Annotated in this window: 17 protein-coding genes; 1 reads left to right on the forward strand and 16 read right to left on the reverse strand. The window is 56.4% G+C overall.

Annotated elements, in window-relative coordinates; translation table 11 throughout:
- Window position 1 precedes the first annotated feature (1 nt).
- From ACRDCA_RS19550 to mraZ, 12 genes are read right to left on the reverse strand one after another with little or no spacing between them, the layout of a single operon-like run.
- Entirely contained in the window at window positions 2–922 is a 921-nt protein-coding gene (locus ACRDCA_RS19550; protein WP_438691040.1) for a D-alanine--D-alanine ligase, read from the reverse strand.
- On the reverse strand, window positions 915–2,390 hold the full coding sequence (gene murC / locus ACRDCA_RS19555) for a UDP-N-acetylmuramate--L-alanine ligase (RefSeq protein ID WP_438691041.1): 1,476 nt from the start codon (window positions 2,388–2,390) through the stop codon (window positions 915–917). Before murC ends, ACRDCA_RS19550 begins: the two co-directional genes overlap by 8 nt.
- Window positions 2,391–2,444: 54 nt before the next feature.
- Window positions 2,445–3,509, reverse strand: coding sequence for an undecaprenyldiphospho-muramoylpentapeptide beta-N-acetylglucosaminyltransferase (gene murG, locus ACRDCA_RS19560; RefSeq protein WP_438691042.1), 1,065 nt, complete (start codon window positions 3,507–3,509; stop codon window positions 2,445–2,447).
- Between the two features lie 3 nt (window positions 3,510–3,512).
- A complete protein-coding gene (gene ftsW, locus ACRDCA_RS19565; RefSeq protein ID WP_438691043.1) occupies window positions 3,513–4,715 on the reverse strand; it encodes a cell division protein FtsW in 1,203 nt (400 codons plus the stop codon).
- A complete protein-coding gene (gene murD, locus ACRDCA_RS19570) occupies window positions 4,712–6,031 on the reverse strand; it encodes a UDP-N-acetylmuramoyl-L-alanine--D-glutamate ligase (protein ID WP_438691044.1) in 1,320 nt (439 codons plus the stop codon). Before murD ends, ftsW begins: the two co-directional genes overlap by 4 nt.
- 2 nt (window positions 6,032–6,033) lie before the next feature.
- Window positions 6,034–7,116: a phospho-N-acetylmuramoyl-pentapeptide-transferase gene (gene mraY, locus ACRDCA_RS19575; RefSeq protein ID WP_024527172.1), complete on the reverse strand. Its 1,083-nt coding sequence runs from the start codon at window positions 7,114–7,116 to the stop codon at window positions 6,034–6,036.
- Window positions 7,110–8,471 (reverse strand): UDP-N-acetylmuramoyl-tripeptide--D-alanyl-D-alanine ligase, encoded by a 1,362-nt coding sequence (gene murF, locus ACRDCA_RS19580; RefSeq protein ID WP_438691045.1) that lies wholly within the window; start codon window positions 8,469–8,471, stop codon window positions 7,110–7,112. The genes mraY and murF overlap by 7 nt, the downstream gene beginning before the upstream one ends.
- A complete protein-coding gene (gene murE / locus ACRDCA_RS19585) occupies window positions 8,468–9,955 on the reverse strand; it encodes a UDP-N-acetylmuramoyl-L-alanyl-D-glutamate--2,6-diaminopimelate ligase (RefSeq protein ID WP_438691046.1) in 1,488 nt (495 codons plus the stop codon). Before murE ends, murF begins: the two co-directional genes overlap by 4 nt.
- Entirely contained in the window at window positions 9,942–11,708 is a 1,767-nt protein-coding gene (locus ACRDCA_RS19590; RefSeq protein ID WP_025120489.1) for a peptidoglycan glycosyltransferase FtsI, read from the reverse strand. Before ACRDCA_RS19590 ends, murE begins: the two co-directional genes overlap by 14 nt.
- Window positions 11,709–11,750: 42 nt before the next feature.
- Window positions 11,751–12,071, reverse strand: coding sequence for a cell division protein FtsL (gene ftsL / locus ACRDCA_RS19595; RefSeq protein ID WP_024483532.1), 321 nt, complete (start codon window positions 12,069–12,071; stop codon window positions 11,751–11,753).
- Window positions 12,068–13,009 carry a 16S rRNA (cytosine(1402)-N(4))-methyltransferase RsmH gene (gene rsmH, locus ACRDCA_RS19600; RefSeq protein ID WP_438691047.1) on the reverse strand — a complete coding sequence of 314 codons (942 nt, stop codon included), beginning with the start codon at window positions 13,007–13,009 and terminating at the stop codon, window positions 12,068–12,070. Before rsmH ends, ftsL begins: the two co-directional genes overlap by 4 nt.
- A gap of 2 nt (window positions 13,010–13,011) precedes the next feature.
- A complete protein-coding gene (mraZ, locus tag ACRDCA_RS19605) occupies window positions 13,012–13,470 on the reverse strand; it encodes a division/cell wall cluster transcriptional repressor MraZ (RefSeq protein WP_025120486.1) in 459 nt (152 codons plus the stop codon).
- 896 nt (window positions 13,471–14,366) lie between these two features.
- On the opposite strand from mraZ, the gene ACRDCA_RS19610 reads away from it, so the two are divergent.
- A complete protein-coding gene (locus ACRDCA_RS19610; protein ID WP_438691048.1) occupies window positions 14,367–14,834 on the forward strand; it encodes an L-alanine exporter AlaE in 468 nt (155 codons plus the stop codon).
- A 419-nt stretch (window positions 14,835–15,253) separates the two neighbouring features.
- Here the strand turns inward: ACRDCA_RS19610 and cra are convergent, their stop codons facing one another.
- From cra to ACRDCA_RS19630, 4 genes are all read right to left on the reverse strand, one after another.
- The gene (gene cra, locus ACRDCA_RS19615; protein WP_438691049.1) at window positions 15,254–16,258 is read right to left on the reverse strand and encodes a catabolite repressor/activator; all 1,005 of its coding nucleotides are present in this window, start codon (window positions 16,256–16,258) and stop codon (window positions 15,254–15,256) included.
- Window positions 16,259–16,527: 269 nt separating this feature from the next.
- Window positions 16,528–17,022 carry an acetolactate synthase small subunit gene (gene ilvN / locus ACRDCA_RS19620; protein ID WP_025120483.1) on the reverse strand — a complete coding sequence of 165 codons (495 nt, stop codon included), beginning with the start codon at window positions 17,020–17,022 and terminating at the stop codon, window positions 16,528–16,530.
- Window positions 17,022–18,740 (reverse strand): acetolactate synthase 3 large subunit, encoded by a 1,719-nt coding sequence (ilvI, locus tag ACRDCA_RS19625; RefSeq protein WP_438691050.1) that lies wholly within the window; start codon window positions 18,738–18,740, stop codon window positions 17,022–17,024. The genes ilvN and ilvI overlap by 1 nt, the downstream gene beginning before the upstream one ends.
- 441 nt (window positions 18,741–19,181) lie before the next feature.
- On the reverse strand, window positions 19,182–20,987 hold the full coding sequence (locus ACRDCA_RS19630) for an AMP-dependent synthetase/ligase (RefSeq protein WP_438691051.1): 1,806 nt from the start codon (window positions 20,985–20,987) through the stop codon (window positions 19,182–19,184).
- Window positions 20,988–20,999: the final 12 nt, after the last annotated feature.

Here is a 20,999-nt window from a genome sequence, read left to right on the forward strand (position 1 = left end):
CTCAGTCAGCCAACGCCAGAATTCCCGCTACCAGCTGCGAGAACGTCAATCCAGACTGCCGGGCCGCCATCGGCACCAGACTGTGGCTGGTCATACCCGGCGAGGTGTTGGCCTCCAGCAGGTAGAAGCGGCCATCGCTGTCTTGCATGACATCAACACGCCCCCAACCGCTACAATCCAACCCACGGTAGGCGCGCAGCGCCAGCGCGGCCATAGCGGCTTCCTGCTGAGCATCCAGACCGCTCGGACAAAAATACTGCGTATCGTCGGCAATATATTTGGCCTGGTAATCGTAAAACACGCCAGCGGGCTGGATCCTGATGGAAGGCAGCACTTTATCGCCCAGAATGGCCACGGTATATTCCGGGCCGCTGAGCCATTTTTCTACCAGCACATCCTCATCATGACGGAAAGCTTCCTCCAGCGCCCCTTCAAGGGTAGCGCGTTCGGTCACTTTGCTCATGCCAACGCTGGAACCTTCACGGCTTGGCTTGACAATCAGTGGCAATCCCAGTGCTTCAATGGCTGCCAGCTGGTTTTGCCGCTCATCGCCCAGATACTGGCGGCGGCTCAGCGCAACGTAAGGTGCCACCGGCAGCCCCATCGACTGCCACACCATTTTACTGCGCCATTTATCCATGGTCAGTGCCGAGGCCATCACCCCGCTGCCGGTATAGGGCAGTTGCAAAAACTCCAGCAGACCTTGCAATGTACCATCTTCACCGCCACGCCCGTGCAGCGCGATGAACACTTTGGTGAACCCCTGCGCCTTCAGTTCTGTGACAGGGAAGTCACGGGTGTCGATGCCATGTGCATCAATGCCCGCTTCTCGCAACCCGGCCAGCACGGCCGCGCCAGATTGCAGTGAAACTTCACGTTCTGCGGAGGTACCACCCAGCAATACGGCGACTTTATCAGCCATGATGATCCTCCTGTTTGATCTGCGGTTGCAGTTTTAGTTCAGCCAGCTTGCGCGCGATTTTACCGACATTACCGGCCCCTTGCACCAGCACCAGATCATCGCCCTGCAACAACTGCGCCAACAGCGTTGGCACGGTATCCGCATCGGACACCAGGATCGGATCCAGTTTGCCGCGGTTGCGGATGGTGCGGCACAGGCTACGGCTATCGGCACCTGGGATTGGCGCCTCACCCGCCGGATAGACATCCAGCATCAACAGCACGTCAACCTGCGACAATACGTTGGCGAAATCGTCATACAGATCGCGGGTGCGCGTATAACGGTGCGGCTGGAAGATCATCACCACCCGCTTGGTTGGCCAACCGGCACGTGCCGCCTTGATGGTGGCATCCACTTCCGTTGGGTGGTGGCCATAATCGTCCACCAGCATGGCGCTGCCCTGCTTTTCGTTCACCGCGGCCAGCGGGAACTCGCCCAGGAAGTCAAAGCGACGCCCTGTGCCCTGGAAACCGGCCAGCGCACGCAGAATGGCTTCGTCGGCAATGCCTTCTTCCGTTGCCACGGCAACCGCAGCCGCCGCGTTCAAGGCGTTATGGCGGCCCGGCGCATTCAGGGTCACCGTCATCAACGGCTTATCCTGACGGCTCAGAGTAAAGTGCCCCTGTGGCCCCTTCTGGCTGTAGCTTTCAATGCGCATGTCAGCATCTTCACTGAAACCATAAGTCGTAATATGGCGACCCACGCGCGGCAACAACTCACGCACCACCGGATCGTCAATACACATTACCGCACGGCCATAAAACGGCAGGTTATGCAGGAAAGTGATAAATGTCTGCTTCAGGTTCTCGAAATCGCCATGGTAGGTATCCATATGGTCGGCTTCGATATTGGTGACAATCGCCACCATCGGTTGCAGATGCAGGAACGACGCATCGCTCTCATCCGCTTCCGCAATCAGGTAACGGCTGGAGCCCAAACGTGCGTGGGTACCCGCCGCCTTCACCAGCCCACCGTTAACAAACGTCGGATCCAGACCGGCTTCGGCGTAAATGCTGGAGACCATCGCCGTGGTGGTGGTTTTGCCGTGGGTACCGGCAATGGCAATGCCATGGCGATAGCGCATCAGTTCGGCCAGCATTTCTGCACGCTGGATCACCGGGATGCGCGCCTCGCGGGCAGCGACGATCTCCGGGTTGTCTGCCGGGATAGCGGTCGACACCACGACTACGCTGGCATCCAGTACGTTTTCCGGGCGGTGATGGAAATAAATCGTTGCCCCAAGCTCGCTCAACTGTTGGGTGACCGGGTTCGGCGCCAGGTCGGAACCGCTGATCTGATAACCCTCGTTGGCCAACACTTCGGCGATACCCCCCATGCCGGCACCACCGATGCCAACAAAGTGGATGTGCCGGACGCGTCGCATCTCAGGCACGAAAGTACGTAGTTTCGCCAATTGTTGTGTATTCATCACTTCTCTATCTATCAGGTTCGATTTAGCTCAGCAGGGATAACCCCTGTGGCCTTACAGGGCTGCGCGAATAATTTCGGCCGCCACACGTTCTGTTGCATCCGGGATCGCCACCGCGCGGGCCTTTTCGGCCATCTTCAGCAGCGTAGGACGATCCCAGTTAGCCAGCAGTTCCGCCACCGCATCGGCAGTAAACTGCGGTTGTTCGATAATTTTGGCCGCACCGGCCTCTTCCAGAGGACGCGCATTCCAATATTGCTGACGATCTTTGTGCTGGAACGGCACAAATATGGCCGGTAATCCCGCCGCCGCCACTTCACTGACGGTCAGCGCACCGGAACGGCACACCACTACGTCAGCCCAGGCATAGGCTGCGGCCATGTCATCGATAAACTCGGTCACCTTGTGCCCGGTCTGCCCTACCCTCTCGTAGTCTTGCAGCACCGTTGGCAATGCGCCCTTACCTACCTGATGCCAGAGGGTTATTCTACCGTCCAGCAGCGCGGCGACTTCAGGAACTGTCTGATTCAGCACGCGTGCCCCCTGGCTACCGCCAACGATCAGCACACGGATCGGGCCTTCGCGCCCACTCAGGCGCTCGGCGGGCAACGGTAATGCCAATACATCGGTACGCACCGGGTTGCCCACTACGTCCGCATTCGGGAACGCACCAGGGAACGCCTGCAAAACCTTCTTGGCAATCCGGGAAAGCCAGCGATTGGTGAGGCCCGCAATGCCATTCTGCTCATGCAGCACCACCGGGATGCCACACTGCCAGGCGGCCAAACCGCCAGGGCCAGAAACATAGCCGCCCATCCCCAGCACCACGTCGGGCTGATAGCTGCGCATAATCGCTTTCGCCTGACGCACCGCTTGCCAGATACGCAGCGGAGCGGTCAATTGCGCCTTCAGCCCCTTGCCACGCAGCCCGGAGATGCGGATAAAATCAATCTCGATCCCGTGCTTTGGCACCAGATCGGCTTCCATACGGTCTGCGGTGCCGAGCCAGCGAACCTGCCAGCCCTGCGCCATCAGATGATGCGCGACCGCCAGCCCCGGAAACACATGCCCGCCGGTACCGCCTGCCATCACCATTAAACGCTTAGCTTTACCGCTCATCCGCTACCTCTTCACAAACGCCTGCGCTTTGGTCAGGCGCGTTTCATAATCAATTCGCAGCAACAGCACGATCGCCGTCGACATAATGATCAGGCTCGAGCCACCGTAACTGATCAGTGGCAAGGTCAAGCCTTTGGTTGGCAACATCCCCGCTGCCGCACCGACGTTAACCAACGCCTGGAAACTGAACCAGACCCCGATTGAGCACGCCAGAAAACCGGAAAAACGCTGGTCTATCTCGAGCGCCCTGCGGCCAATCGACATGGCACGAAAAGCGACGAAGAATACCATCAACAGGGCCAAAACCACACCGATATAGCCCAGTTCTTCACCCAAAATGGAGAAGATAAAGTCGGTGTGCGCCTCGGGTAAATACTCGAGTTTTTGTACCGAATTCCCTAACCCTTGCCCCCAAAACTCGCCGCGGCCAAACGCCATCAGCGACTGGGTTAACTGGTAACCACTGCCAAACGGATCGGCCCACGGGTTCCAGAAGGACGTCACACGGCGCATACGGTAAGGTTCCGCTATGATCAGCAGCCCCACGGCAAACACGCCGGAGCCGATGATCGCCAGGAACTGCCACATCTTCGCCCCGGCCAGGAACAACATCGCCAGCGTGGTGATAAACAGCACCACCACCGTGCCCAAATCCGGCTGGGCCAGCAGCAACACCGCCAACACCACCATCACACCCATCGGTTTACAGAAGCCCCAGAAGTTACTGCGGACTTCCTCTACCTTACGCACCAGATAGCTCGCCAGGTAACAAAACAGCGACAGCTTGGACAACTCCGCCGGTTGGATACGCAACGGCCCCAATGCAATCCAGCGTGATGCCCCGTTGACCGAGCTACCCACCACCAGCACCACCAGCAGCAACACTATCGAGAGCAGCAGCATGGCGTTGCTATAGCGCTGCCACACGGCCATCGGGATACGCAGCGTCACCAGCGACAGGCCAAACGCCAGGCCAAGGTAAAGGGCGTCACGCTTGGCAAACAGGAACGGATCCTCTGCCAGGCGCTGGCCGATAGGCATCGAGGCCGACGTCACCATCACAAAACCAACAATCGCCAGACCGAAGGTCAGCCACAGCAGGGTACGGTCATACAGCACCATGCTGATCGTGTCGCTTTCACGCGATCCCATCACCCAGTCTTTCAGCTTGTTGGTCAGGCCAAACGTCGGCACCCGTAGTCTCATCCGCCCAGCTCCTGTGCCAGACGGGCAAACTCGTTGCCACGCACTTCAAAATTACGGAACTGATCCAGGCTGGCACAGGCCGGTGACAACAGCACCATATCGCCTGACTTCACCTCGCGGGCAATCGCCTGCATCGCCTGCTCCATGGTTTCTGTCCGCGTAGCGACTTCCGGACGCAGTTGCGCCAGTTGCTCGCCATCGCGGCCAAAGCAGTACAGGCGCACGTTGTCGCCTTGCAGATAGCGCGCCAACGGTGAGAAGTCCGCCGACTTGCCGTCACCGCCCAACAGCAGATGCAGCGTACCCTTGACCTGCAGGCCGTTCAGCGCCGCTTCGGTACTGCCCACGTTGGTGGCTTTAGAATCATTAATCCAACGTATGCCATGTTGTTCCCACACCAGTTGGAAGCGATGCTCCAGGCCGGTGAAGGTGGTCAACGCTTTCAGGCTGGACGCACGCGGCAGCTTGACGGCATCGGCCAGCGCCAGAGCTGCCAGCGCGTTGGTAAAGTTATGGCGACCGGTGAGCTTCATCTCGCTGGTGTTGAGCACCTTCTCGCCGTTCACCCGCAGCCAGATTTCACCCTGTTGCCGGTTGAGATGGTAATCCCCCACGTCGGCCCCAAAGCTGACACAGCGCTCATCGGCACCGCGTATCGGCATGGTCAGCGCATCGTCCGCATTCACCACGCAAACATCGGCATTTTCATAGACACGCAGTTTGGCGGCGCGGTATTGCTGCAGGCCAAACGGATAGCGATCCATATGATCTTCGGTCACGTTCAAAATGGTGGCCGCCGCAGCGTGCAGGCTGTGAGTCGTTTCCAGTTGGAAGCTCGACAGCTCCAGCACGTACAGTTGGCATTCCTGGCGCAGCAGGCTCAGTGCTGGCAGGCCGATATTGCCCCCAACGCCCACAGCCCAACCGGCCGCCTTGGCCATTTCACCCACCAAGGTAGTGACGGTGCTCTTGCCGTTGGAACCGGTGATCGCCACGATCGGCGCCTGAGCTTCACGACAGAACAGCTCAACGTCACCCACGATCTCAACCCCGGCATCTGCAGCAGCGCTCAAGGCAGGAGTGGCCAGTGCCATGCCTGGGCTGGCGACGATCAAATCCGCCGTCAGCAGCCATTCCTGGTTTAGCTCCCCCAGATGACGTTCAACGTTCTCGGGCAGTTGATCCAGGCCCGGCGGCGAAATACGGGTATCCATCACCCGTGGCGTCACACCACGAGTCATAAAGAAATCAACGCAGGACAGGCCTGTGAGGCCCAACCCGATGATGACCACTTTTTTACCCTGATAATCCACCATAATCAGCGCACCTTCAGCGTCGCCAGGCCAATCAGCACCAGCATCAGCGAAATAATCCAGAAGCGCACGATCACCCGTGGTTCTGGCCAGCCTTTCAATTCATAGTGATGGTGGATCGGTGCCATGCGGAAGATACGTTGCCCGCGCAGCTTGAACGATCCCACCTGCAGGATCACCGACAGCGTTTCAACCACAAACACGCCGCCCATGATCACCAGCAAGAACTCCTGGCGCAGCAAGACGGCGATAGTGCCCAACGCGCCGCCCAGTGCCAGTGAACCTACGTCACCCATAAACACCTGAGCCGGGTAGGTGTTAAACCACAAGAAACCTAAACCGGCCCCGACGATCGCGGTGCAGACAATGACCAACTCACCGGCATGGCGCAGATACGGAATATGCAGGTAGTTGGCGAAGTTCATGTTACCGGTCGCCCAGGCCACCAGTGCAAAGCCCGCCGCCACAAACACGGTTGGCATGATAGCCAGACCATCCAGGCCATCGGTCAGGTTGACCGCGTTGCTGGTACCGACAATCACGAAGTACGCCAACAGGACATACAGCAGGCCCAGCTGCGGCATGATGTCCTTAAAGAACGGCACAACCAGCTCGGTGGCTGGCGTGTCTTTTCCTACGGCATACATGGCAAAGGCCACAATCAGGGCAATCACCGATTGCCAGAAATACTTCCAGCGGGCAATCAACCCCCGGGTATCCTTGCGCACCACTTTGCGATAATCATCCACAAAGCCGACGATGCCGTAGCCTACCAGCACGAACAGCACGCACCACACGTAAGGGTTGGACGGATAAGCCCACATCAGCACCGAAATGGTGATGGAGGTCAGGATCATGATGCCGCCCATGGTCGGCGTGCCGCGCTTGCTGAAATGCGACTCTGGCCCGTCGTTACGCACGACCTGGCCAAAGGACATTTCCTGCAGGCGTTTGATCACCTTCGGCCCCATCCACAGGGAAAGGAACAGCGCGGTCAGCAGGCTGACAATGGCTCGGAACGTCAGGTAGGAAAAGACGTTAAAGCCTGAATAATATTTGACCAAATGTTCGGCCAGCCAAACTAACATGGTGCTTTCTCCTGTAACGCGCGTACTACCTGCTCCATTGCGGCACTACGTGAACCTTTGATTAACACGGTAATTACCGCATGTGCTGAGAGTAGTTCCGCCACGCGCGCGGTCACTGCTGTTTTATCCTGATAATGCTCACCGTTACCGGCGGCCGAGCTCAATACCTGGCTCAATCCACCCACGCTGATGACTTTATCGATACCGGCCAGACGGGCAGCTTCACCCACCTGGCGATGGCATTCTTCGGCTTCTGCACCCAGTTCGGCCATATCGCCAACGACCATCACGCGGTAACCCGGCATTTCTGCCAATACCTGCGCCGCCGCGGTCATGGAACCGACGTTGGCGTTGTAGCTGTCATCGAGCAATAACTTGCCTGCTGCCAAGGCGATCGGGAACAGACGCCCCGGCACGGCCTGAAGCTGTTTTAAACCTGCGCTAACGGCGGCCAACGTTGCACCCACTGACATTGCCAGCGCTGCCGCTGCCAACGCATTAGCCACGTTATGACGGCCCGGCAATGGCAACTCGATCGCTACCGTGCCGAATGGGCTGTGCAAGGTGAAGTGCGTTACGCTGCCTTTCACCTGGATGTCACTGGCAAAGAAATCGACTGATTCCGCAGCCTGGGGAGAGAAACGCCAGACTGTCTTACCCTGGAGCTGCGCCTGCCAGTGTGGCCAGTCGTTGCTGTCGGCATTGAGGATCGCCACGCCATCCCCCGGCAAACCGGCAAAGATCTCGCCCTTGGCCTGCGCAACGCCAGCCAGTGAGCCAAAACCTTCCAGATGGGCAGCGGCCAGATTATTCACCAGCGCGCTCTGCGGTTGCGCCAGGGCGGTGGTATAGGCAATCTCACCGATATGGTTGGCACCCAGTTCGATCACCGCAAAATCATGCTGTGGCTCTAAACGCAGCAGCGTTAGCGGCACGCCGATCTCGTTATTGTAATTGCCGGCGGTATGCAGCACTTCGCCGCATTCACGCAAAATGGCCGCGGTCATCTCTTTCACCGAGGTCTTGCCCGATGAACCGGTCAGCGCCACCACTTTAGCTGGCACCTGCTGGCGAACCCAGGCGGCAAACTGCCCCAACGCCAGGCTGGTATCTTTCACCACCAGTTGCGGGGCATCCACCAATAAGCGCTTACTTACCAGCAAAGCGCCTGCGCCAGCGGCCACGGCATCAGCGGCAAAGTCATGGGCATCGAAACGCTCGCCTTTCAAGGCCACAAACAGGCAACCCGCAGTGACCTGACGAGTATCCCTGGTCACTTCGGTGATGGTGCAATCGGTGCCGATCAGTTCAGCATCCAATACGGCGGCCAGCGTCTGGAGGGAAACCGGGATCATGCCAACACCCCCAGCAGACGGGCGACGGTGGTGCGATCGGAGTAGTCCAGGCGACGGTTGCCCACCAGTTGATAATCCTCGTGGCCTTTACCCGCCACCAGCACGACATCTTGTTCTTTGGCCTGCATGATGGCGCTGGTCACGGCTTCGGCACGCCCGTGGATCACCTGCACATGCCCGGCATCCAGCAACCCGGCCAGAATATCCTTGATGATCGCCTGCGGCTCTTCAGTACGCGGATTGTCATCCGTTACCACTACCCGGTCGGCAAACTGCTCGGCAATGCCACCCATAAGTGGGCGCTTACCTCTATCGCGATCGCCACCGCAGCCAAACACGCACCACAGTTGCCCCTGGCAATGCAGGCGAGCGGCTTCCAGCGCTTTTTCCAGCGCATCCGGGGTGTGGGCATAATCCACCACCACCGTCGGCTTGCCTGGCGCATTGAAGACTTCCATCCGGCCACAGACCGGCTGTAGTTGATTGGCGGTGTTGACCAGTTTCTCAAGCGGGTAACCGAGCGACAGCAGCGTCGCCAATGCCAGGATCAGGTTACTGACGTTGAATGCCCCCATCAGGCGGCTTTCGATCTCGCCGTTACCCCAGCTTGAGCTGAAGTGGATGGTGGCACCGTTATCGTGATAGTTCACCGCAGTGGTTTTCAACCAGCGGCCACGACAGCCAGGCTGTAAATTATCCTGCATGGTGACGGCTACCGCGTCTGGCAAGTTAGCCAGCCAGCGCTGTCCGACTTCATCGTCGGCATTAATGATCGCCTGCCCAACTTCGTGGTTGGCAAACAGTGACCATTTGGCCGCTTCGTAGCTGGCCATGTCACCGTGATAATCCAGATGATCGCGGCTCAGGTTGGTGAATACCGCAGCGGCAAAGGGCAAGGCCGCCACACGGTGTTGCACCAGGCCGTGAGAAGAGACTTCCATCGCGGCAAAGGTCGCCCCCTGCTGCGCCAGATCGTTAAGTACGTGCTGAATATCAACCGCAGAACCGGTGGTATTTTCCGTTGGGCAGACCTGATCTAACAAACCGTTACCGACGGTGCCCATCACTGCGGCCGTTTCCCCCAACAGTTGGCTCCATTGGGCTAACAGTTGGGTAGTGGTGGTTTTGCCGTTGGTCCCGGTCACGCCAATCAGGCGCAGACGTTCGGCAGGCTGATGGTAGAAACGCCCGGCTAATGCGGACAGGCGCTGGCCAAGTTGGCTCAGATAAATCACCGGCACGCCGTGCATTTCACAAATTTTACCGTCTTCAGCTTCGCCTTCCGCTTCGGCGATAACGGCGGCAACCCCTTGGGCGATGGCTTGCGGAATATAGCGGCGTCCATCCGTTTGATGGCCAACTACGGCGACAAACAGATCCCCGGCAGCCGCAATACGGCTGTCTAATATCATTTCCCGCAGCGCGCGCTCGGGTGCCGTTGGCACCCACGGAGCGAGTAAATCGCGCAAATTACGATCGGCCACCTGTACCCTCATTCTTGTTAATCACTAATTCGCTTTTGTCACCGGTGGGCAACGCGTCTGGCTGAACGTTCATGATCCGCAGCGCGCCCCCCATGATGGCACCAAACACCGGCGCGGAAATCGCACCACCGTAGTATTTCCCACCCTGTGGATCGTTGATGACCACCACCAGAGCAAAACGAGGCTGGCTAGCTGGCGCCACCCCCGCGGTATAAGCGATATAACGGTTGACGTATTTACCATCCGGCCCGACCTTTTTGGCGGTACCGGTTTTAATGGCGATACGATAGCCCTTGATGGCGGCTTTCACCCCACCACCGCCCGGCAAGGCGACGCTTTCCATCATGTGCACTACCGTACGTACGGTAGCCTCGGGGAAGATGCGTTCACCGGCGACCGGAGGGTCAACCTTGGTGATCGACAGCGGACGATATACGCCCAGGCTGCCGATCGTGGCATAGACTCGCGCTAACTGTAACGGGGTTACCATTAGCCCATAGCCGAAAGAGAAGGTGGCCCTCTCTATGTCAGACCACCGTTGTTTTTTTGGGTATAAGCCACTGCTTTCTCCGACCAGCCCCAAATTGGTCGCTTTTCCCAGCCCAAAACGTGAGTAAGTATCTACCAACGCTGAGGACGGCATCGCTAACGCCAGTTTTGAAACACCGACGTTACTCGACTTCTGCAAGATCCCGGTCACGGTCAGTTCCGAATAACGCGCCACGTCTTTGATTTCATGGCCGCTGACGCGGTAAGGAATGGTGTTGAGCACGCTGTTTTCTTTCACTACGCCGCGCTGCAACGCCGTCATTACCACCATCGGTTTGACGGTAGAACCAGGTTCAAAAATATCGGTGATGGCACGGTTACGCATGGTGTCTTTCGGCGTATCGGCCATATTGTTCGGGTTGTACGATGGGCTGTTGGCCATCGCCAGCACTTCGCCGGTGTTTACATCCACCAGCACAGCGGTACCAGACTCTGCCTTGTTGAAGGCAACGGCGTTGTTCAGTTCGCGATAAACCAGCGCCTGTAACCGCTCATCGATGCTCAGCGCCAGATTGTGCGCCGCTTGGCTGTCTACCGAGGAGATATCCTCGATCACCCGGCCATAGCGGTCTTTACGGACGGTTCTTTCGCCCGGTTGGCCGGTCAACCAGCGATCAAAGCTCTTTTCGACCCCTTCAATGCCTTCGCCATCAATATTGGTCACGCCGATGATATGAGAGGTCACTTGCCCGGACGGATAATAACGGCGCGATTCCTGACGCAGGTAGATACCCGGCAATTTCAGTTTGTGGATGTAATCACCAATCGCCGGGTTAACCTGCCGGGCCAGATAGACAAAGCGCCCCTTCGGATTGGCATTGATACGATTGGAGAGCTGATCGAGCGGAATTTGCAACGCGTCGGACAGCGCTTTCCAGCGCGAATCCAGCGTAATACCCCCACGTTCGTTCAACTCTTTCGGATCGGCCCATACGGCATTAACCGGTACGCTGACCGCCAGCGGGCGGCCAGAGCGATCGCTAATCATACCGCGCGCGGTTGGCACCGACTGTACGCGCAGCGAGCGCATATCGCCTTCTTTCACCAACCGATCCGGATTGATCACCTGCAAATAGGCCACACGCAGCATCAGCCCAACCAAGGCCAACAGGATACAGCCGCACAGCAACGCAAAACGCCAGCTGACAAAGCTGGCCTGATCTTCCTGGCGTTTCAACTTATTACCGGGACGTACTGCTTTCATGCGTTAGCTATTTGCTCCGTGTCGTAACTTCGGCTAAACCACTCATGGCTTGACAATGATATTTTCCTGCGATGGATCAACATGTTGCATCTGCAGTTTTTCGGTAGCGATACGCTCTACACGGCTGTGATCGCCAAGGGCATTCTCTTCCAGGATCAGGTTGCGCCACTCGATATCCAGCGCATCTCTCTCCAGCACCAATTGTTCACGCTCGGCAGTCAGCAACCGGGTACGGTGTGCGGTGGTCACCACAAACACGGCGGAAACCAGCGCAGCAATCATCAAAATCAGCGGGATCTTGGCATTACGCAGCAGATCGCCGCCAATGACGCCAACTAAACCGTGGCGCTCATTGCCAATCACGCAGGCATCCTCTCGGCAATACGCAGTACCGAGCTGCGCGCCCGTGGATTTTCCGCCACTTCCGCGTCACCAGGCATCATTTTGCCCAAGGCTTTCAACGTACGGCCGCCCATTTCACGCAGTTGCGCCTCGGTTAACGGGATACCCGCCGGAACCTGGGCACCGCGGCTATGGTGGCGCATAAAGCGTTTGACGATACGGTCTTCCAACGAATGGAAGCTGATGATCGACAGACGGCCATGTGGGGCCAGCACGGCCAATGCACCATCCAACGCGCGTTCGATTTCTTCCAACTCGCTGTTAATGTAGATACGGATCGCCTGGAAGCTGCGGGTTGCCGGGTGTTTATGCTTATCGCGGAAGGGGCTGGCATGGGCGATCAGCTCCGCCAGTTCCTTGGTCCGGGTCATCGGCTCTACGAGGTTTCTTTCCACGATGGCGCGGGCAATGCGTTTGGCAAAGCGCTCTTCACCAAAGGTTTTCAGCACCCAGGCAATATCGTCGGCTTCCGCTTTCATCAACCACTCGGCGGCAGAGAGGCCGCTTGAGGGATCCATCCGCATATCCAGCGGACCATCACGCATAAAGGAAAATCCGCGTTCTGCGTCATCCAACTGCGGGGAAGAGACGCCCAGGTCGAGCAACACGCCGTCGATCTTGCCCACCAGTTCCCGTTCCTGCACATAGTCAGCCAAATCGGAAAACGGGCCGTGGATGATAGTAAAACGTGGGTCAGTAATAGATTGAGCTGCGGCAATTGCCTGCGGATCGCGATCGATAGCCAGCAAGCGCCCTTCCGGCCCCAGTTGGGACAAGATCAGACGAGAATGGCCACCGCGACCAAAAGTACCGTCGATGTAGATGCCGTTACTGCGAATATTGAGACCTTTCACGGCCTCATCCAACAGTACGGTCGTATGTTTATAATTTTCCAGCATGCTTATAGTGACAAGTCCTGTAGCCGCTCAGACAACGGTTCCTGAGTGGATTGTTCCGCGTCAATATCATCCTTGACTTGTTGATACCAGGTCTGTTCATCCCACAGTTCAAACTTGTTGAACTGCCCGACCAGCATCACTTCTTTAGTAAGCCCGGCATGTTGGCGTAGCGTATTGGCTAACAGCAACCGACCGGCATTATCCATCTGACATTCGCTGGCATGGCCCAAGAGTAAGCGCTGGACGCGGCGCTCGGCGGGATTCATGCTCGACAGACGGGACAACTTTTGCTCGATGATTTCCCATTGAGGTAATGGATAAAGCAGCAGGCAGGGCTGATGGAGGTCAATGGTGCAAACCATTTGGCCTTGCGATTCCTCATTCAGTAAATCCCGATAACGGGTTGGTACGGCGAGCCGCCCTTTACTGTCGAGGTTGACCAACGTTGCCCCACGAAACATACCTGAGCTACCCCCTCGTGACCCTTTTCACCACTTTACACCACAAATTCCCACATAAGGGAGTTTACGGAGGGTATGAAAACCTTGTCAAGCCAGAGCAAGCGCGGTTTGGCAATATTTATAGGCATATTCTGGGGGCTGACTCACGAAAGGAACTCTAATTATTGCATGAAGATAAATTAACATCATGATTAAAGAGGAGAATTTTCTAAGCGGAAATAATGTGATTAAAATAAACACAAATTGACGATTAAATAACTCATTATGCCCTTCTGCAATCCAGGTCTCACTTTTCAACATCGTTCAAGCCGGGGGCAAACCTGCCGCATCCCGCACTGGCAAAGGCTTGGCCTCAAGAGGCCTGCCGCCCTGCAAAGGCCATAACCCATTGACTTAATAACACTCAATGCATAAATCGCCGTTAACAGCGCGCTATTTTACTGCAATTATTCCGCCAAAGAACAACCCGTAGAAAAAATAATTGCGGCGAAAATGACTGGTCACGCTAATTATGATGCAAATCATATTGGTAAGAATTTTCTCAAAACACCTATTTACAATTCACCCGGGACTTTTTTTCGCATTTAGGAATATACGCAAAAACAGTGAGGCTACCTCCGCTGCATTTATACGTGCTGCCTTTCCTCGTCGGGAAGAAAACATAACACATTGTTTATAATGAAGTTATACGGACTCACCACTTTAAATTCCTGCATCCTAAGCTTTTCACCCGGTTGTCAGGATAAAAATCAGCCAAATGTTAAAAATAAAAATTTTAAGCCACTTAAAACAATCAATGCAGTCAAGTAGACTACCAACAAGCTAATAAATTAGATAATAACACCAGGTTAACATTCATTGTCGACATGTTGACCGGTTAAATCAGGGAGTGTGTCATGTCTACAGCGGCTTCACACTGGCGCAGCGCTGCCGCCGATACATTTGCGCTGGTGGTGTACTGTTTTATCGCCGGGATGGCGATTGAAGTGCTGATTTCGGGCATGAGCTTTAGCCAATCGCTCTCTTCCCGCCTGGTGTCGATCCCGGTCAATATCCTGATTGCCTGGCCTTATGGCCGCTACCGAGACTTCTTTATCGCCACCGCTCGCCGCAGCCCCCGCGGGCAATTTTTGCTACGCAACCTGGCCGATCTGTTGGCTTACGTCAGCTTTCAATCGCCGGTTTACGCCGCCATTCTCTGGAGCGTGGGCGCAGACGGCCAGCAGATCCTGGCGGCGGTGACCAGCAATGCGGTGATCTCGATGGCGATGGGCGTGGTATATGGCTATTTTCTGGAGTATTGCCGCAGGCTGTTTCGCGTGGTCCCCTCACCCCAGCCCTCTCCCACAGGGAGAGGGAGCTAGTGCGGAGCCGTAATTGAGTACAGTGACAAATCTGCTTCTCCCGTGAAAGAGAGCTGATTCAATCCGGTGGCCAGGTAGCACTTGGTAATTGATTGCGAACTCGATCGGTCCCCTCTCCCACAGGGAGAAGCAGCTAGTGCAGAGCCGTAATTGGGTACAGTGACAAATCTGCTTCTCCCGTGAAAGAGAGCTGATTCAGTCGGGTGGCCAGGTAGCACTTGGTAATTGATTGCGAACTCGATCGGTCCCCTCTCCCACAGGGAGAGGCAGCTAGTGCGGAGCCGTAATTGAGTACAGTGACAAATCTGCTTCTCCCGTGAAAGAGAGCTGATTCAGTCCGGTGGTCAGGTAGCACTTGGTAATTGATTGCGAACTCGATCGGTCCCCTCTCCTTGTGGGAGAGGGTTAGGGTGAGGGCATTACTTGCGGCTCAGGCTGCCACGGCGGAACAGGTTACGACGAATGCGCGTCATCCCCGGCTTGGGTTTGCGCGGCTCATCCAGGCTGGCTAGCACCAATTCCAGCACCCGCTCGGCAACATCACGGTGACGCTGGGCCACGGCAAGCACCGGGCACTCAAGGAAATCCAACAGCTCATGGTCACCAAAGGTGGCAATCGCCAGATCCGCCGGTAAACGCCCACGCTGTTTCAGCGTGACATCCATCACGCCCTGCAACAGCGAGAACGAGGTAGTGAACAGCGCCTGTGGCATCGGATGGGTTTTCAACCATTCCGCGAACAGCACACCTGCCGCTTCACGTTCATAGCTGTTGGCATACAGATAATCCACCTGCCGCTCATCGTCCTGCCAGGCCTGGCGGAAACCTTGCTCACGCAGAAAACTGACCGAAAGCTCTGGTAAAGCCCCAAGATACAGCACCGACTTGGCAGGGAAAGTACGTAACTCCTGCGCCAGGGCAAAGGAATCCTCCTGATCGGCTCCCACCACGCTGATAAAGTGTTCACGATCCAAGGCGCGATCCAAGGCAATAATCGGGAAAGGATCGTTAGCCCAGCGTTGATAGAAAGGATGCTCCGGCGGCAAGGCGGTAGACACGATAATCGCATCAACCTGACGTTGCAGCAGGTGCTCGACGCAGCGCATTTCATTATCCGGCTGATCTTCCGAGCAGGCGATCAACAGCTGGTAACCACGCTGACGCGCCTGACGTTCCAGGTAGTTGGCGATGCGGGTGTAGCTGGTATTTTCCAGATCCGGTATCACCAGGCCGATAGAACGCGTACGGCCCGCACGCAACCCTGCCGCGACGGCATTCGGGTGATAATTGTGCTCCCTGACCACGGCCATCACTTTTTCGACGGTTTTATCGCTGACACGATACTGCTTCGCCTTGCCGTTAATGACATAACTGGCCGTAGTACGCGAAACGCCTGCGAGACGCGCGATTTCATCCAGCTTCACGTTAACCCCTTTAAATAACTCGCAAAATTACAATGGATCGTGGGGCGTTGTTTTACCCCTGGCTTTCAGAGTACGGCATACCGAAAGCGGCAAGGCAATGAGTAACCATGATAGTCACTATGGTTATTCAACCCGTAATGGCGATCTAACCGCAGAAAACACGGCCGAGCAACCGCTTTCGCCTAAAGGTGCCAGCAAATGGGCAAAAAAGAAAAAAGAAAGGGCGTAGCAAGACTCGCCACGCCCTCGATAGGTGCATAAACCGGCTATCAGCGCATGATCTTGTCGCCACGCGACACGCCAACAATTCCCGAACGGGCCACTTCCACGATTTCCGCCACTTCACGTACGGCGTTGAGGAAGGCGTCGAGTTTGTCGCTGGTACCCGCCAGTTGCACGGTATAAAGCGACGAGGTGACATCCACAATCTGACCACGGAAGATGTCCGTGCTACGTTTCACCTCTTCACGCCCGTAGCCGCTGGCCTGCAGTTTCACCAGCATGATTTCACGCTCAACGTGTGAGCCTTGTACCAGTTCACTGACGCGCAGCACATCCACCAGTTTGTGCAGCTGTTTCTCTATCTGCTCAAGCACCTTTTCATCACCCACCGTCTGGATCGTCATACGCGACAAGGTTGGGTCATCGGTGGGGGCCACCGTCAGGCTTTCAATGTTATAGCCACGCTGAGAGAACAGCCCGACGACGCGCGACAACGCACCGGATTCGTTTTCCAGTAATACCGACAAGATACGGCGCTTCATCAGGTTCTCTCCGTTTTGCTGAGCCACATTTCGTCCATGCTTCCACCGCGGATCTGCATTGGATAAACATGTTCGGTCTCGTCGACGGTCACATCGACAAACACCAGACGTTCTTTTTCCGCCAGCGCCTGCGCCAGCTTGCTTTCCAGCTCATCCGGCGTGCGGATGGCAATGCCGACGTGGCCGTAGGCCTCGGCCAGCTTGACGAAGTCCGGCAAGGAATCCATATAGGACTGCGAATGACGGCCCGAATAGATCATATCCTGCCACTGCTTCACCATGCCCAGATAGCGGTTATTCAGGTTAACCACCACCACCGGCAGGTTGTATTGCAGGGCCGTGGATAGCTCCTGAATATTCATCTGGATACTGCCGTCACCGGTGACGCACACCACCGTTTCGTCTGGCAGTGCCAGTTTCACCCCAAGGGCGGCCGGTAGACCAAAGCCCATGGTGCCCAGGCCACCCGAGTTGATCCAGCGGCGCGGTTTATCGAATGGATAGTAAAGCGCGGCAAACATCTGATGTTGCCCCACGTCAGAAGTGACATAGGCATCGCCCTTGGTCAGCCGGTGCAGTGTTTCAATCACCGCCTGAGGTTTGATGGTGCCACTGTCCTTGTTGTAGCCCAGACAATCACGCGCCCGCCACTGTTCAATCGACTGCCACCAGTCACGCAGCGCATCGAAATCCTGCGCTTTGCCCTCTTGTGCCAGCAGTTCCAGCATCTGCGTCAGCACCTGCTTGGCATCGCCAACGATAGGAATATCGGCATCCACCGTTTTGGAAATGGAAGTCGGGTCGATGTCGATATGCAGCACCGTGGCATCCGGGCAGTATTTGGCCAGGTTATTGGTGGTACGATCGTCAAAGCGTACCCCAACGGCAAAGATCACATCGGAATGATGCATGGTCATGTTGGCTTCATAGGTGCCGTGCATGCCCAGCATGCCGACGCTTTGGCGATGAGTCCCCGGGAACGCCCCTAGCCCCATCAGCGTACAGGTGACCGGCAGATTCAGCTTATCGGCCAGTTGCAGCAATTCTTCATGGCAGCCTGAATTGATAGCACCACCGCCCACGTACATGATCGGCTTTTTAGCCGCCAGAATGGTCTGTAGAGCGCGTTTGATCTGCCCACGGTGGCCTTGCACCGTCGGGTTGTAGGAACGCATGCTGACGTCCTGCGGATACGCGTAAGGCATTCTAACCGTCGGGCCGACGATATCCTTCGGCAGATCGACCACCACCGGGCCAGGACGGCCGGTCGAAGCCAGATAAAATGCCTTTTTCAGCACGGAGGGGATGTCTTCGGTACGCTTGACCAGGAAGCTGTGTTTCACGACCGGGCGGGAGATCCCGACCATGTCGCATTCCTGGAAGGCGTCGTAGCCAATCAGTGAGCTCGGCACCTGGCCGGATAGCACCACCATCGGGATGGAGTCCATATAGGCGGTGGCGATGCCGGTAATGGCGTTGGTGGCTCCAGGGCCAGAAGTGACCAGCACTACGCCCACTTCGCCGGTTGCGCGCGCATAGCCATCGGCCATATGCACCGCGCCTTGCTCATGGCGCACCAGAATATGATCGATGCCCCCCACCGTGTGCAGGGCATCATAGATATCGAGTACCGCCCCGCCCGGATAGCCGAATACATGCTTAACGCCCTGATCGATCAACGATCGGACGACCATCTCGGCTCCTGACAATATTTCCATGGGTTTGCCTCCAGGCTTACATAGCTTGTTCTTGTCTGACGCCGGAACGTAGCGCCTGTCCTGTCTGGGGCATGGCCCCAAAAATCTTATGGACGTTTTGGACTCTTAACATAGCGTCAGAATATGGGGCAGGCAAACGGCAAAATGGCTTAACGCGGACAAGGTTATTGCCATCAGACTGGAGAAGTGCGGCTTAACAAAACTATGCACTAGCTGAGAGGTTTTTCAGCTAGGCATTGTTTTGATTGATGGGGTAATTACAGAACTATATCAGCCTAGGCGCTCTGCGGTTTTTTCGTCCATATCCTCTTTCTATACCCTATGGATTTCAAGTTACAGCTAGGCGACAAGCTTGCCCATCCCCAGGAGCTTACTTTTTGTAAGTGACTGGGGTGGGCAAGCGCAGGTAACAACGCTGTAGCTTGAAAGACGACGGGTATATCATTTTTCTTGATACATGGACTCTATTTCATGCTGATAGCGCTGGAGGATCACCTTGCGACGCAGTTTTAGCGTCGGGGTCAGTTCCCCCAATTCCATCGAGAAGGCCGCTGGCAGCAGGGTAAATTTCTTCACCTGTTCAAACAGGGCCAGCTCCTTTTGCATCTCCCGCAGGCGGTTTTCGAACATTTCGAGGATATGGCTGTTGCGCAGCAGTTCGAGCCGATCCTGATACTTCAGGTTGACCGATTTGGCATACTCTTCCAACGATTCGAAGCTCGGGACGATCAACGCGGAGACAAACTTGCGCGCATCGGCCACGATCGCCACCTGCTCAATAAAGCGATCCTGCGCCAAAGTCCCTTCCAGCATCTGTGGCGCAATGTATTTGCCACCGGAGGTCTTCATCAGATCCTTCAGGCGCTCGGTAATAAACAGGTTGCCGCCTTCATCAACCATGCCGGCATCGCCGGTTTTCAGCCAGCCGTCCGCGGTAAAGCTATCGGCCGTTGCCAGCGGTTTGTTGAAATAGCCGCGCATCACGATGGGCCCACGTACCTGGATCTCATTTTCTTCGCCGATGCGCACTTCCACGCCGGGTAGCGGTTTACCGATCGAGCCGAAGCGGAAGTTATTCTCTTCCCAGCAGGAGACCGTGGCGCAGGTTTCCGTCATGCCGTAGCCGTATTTGATGTTAATACCCATCGCCTGGAAGAACAGAATGACGTTGTCATCGAGCTTGGCACCAGCCGCAGGCAAGAAGCGCACTCTGCCACCCAGGATCCCCCGCAGCTTGCTTAACACCAGCTTGTCTGCCCAGCGGTGAGAAAGATCGAACAGCTTGCCTAACGGTTTGCCGGCCCTTTCCTGCAAGAACTTGCGTTCGCCGCAGACGATGGCCCAATGGAACAAGGCACGCCGCAGCCAGGGCGCACGTGCGACCTTTTCATGCACCGCGCTGAAGATTTTTTCATAAAAACGGGGCACTGCGCACATCAGAGTCGGTTTGACATCGGCCATCGCTTCGCGCACCCAGTCGGTATTGGGCAGATAAACGTTCTGCGCCCCCGAGTGCATGATAAAGAAGCTCCAGGCCCGTTCAAAAACGTGTGACAGCGGCAGGAAGCAGAGGGAAACGTCATCTGCGGTCACCGTAAGGCGGTCGTCATGCAGCTGTAACTGTGCGGCCATATTGCGATAGTCGAGCATCACGCCTTTCGGTTCCCCGGTGGTGCCAGAGGTGTAGATAAGGGTGAACAAATCCTGCAAATCGCACTCGGCAATCCTTTGCAGGCGCACGGTATCGAAGCGCTCGAGATCGGCAAGCCGTTCAAAGTGATGCAAATGTTGAGCGATCTCACAGCCGCGCAAATCGGCTGAGGCATCAAACACAATAATGTGTGTCAGTTGCGGGCACACGCCACGCAGCGCAATCGCGGCATCCAGCTGTTCTTGCTCACCGACAAACAGAATGCGGATATCGGCATCATTAATGATAAATGCCGCCTGAGCCGGGGTGTTGGTGGCATACAGCGGCACGCTGACCGCCCGTAATTCGAGGATCGCCAGATCGGCCAGCGACCAGGCCATGCTGTTGTTGGCAAAAATCGCGATACGTTCCTGTACCTCGACGCCCAGCCCCAGCAGGGCGCAGGCAATGTGCTGTGTGTGCACCCCGACCTGCGACCAGGTCAGCCGGGTTTCCCCTTGCGCAGACCATTGGCGGAAAGCCGTCTGTTCGGCACGGTTAGCAATTTGATGCTGTATACGTTCGACCTGGTGATAATGGTGCAAAGTAGGGGTCATAGCGCTCCAAGC

Origin of the sequence: Serratia sp. (in: enterobacteria) (assembly GCF_051654945.1) — a bacterium.
GTDB lineage: Bacteria > Pseudomonadota > Gammaproteobacteria > Enterobacterales > Enterobacteriaceae > Chania.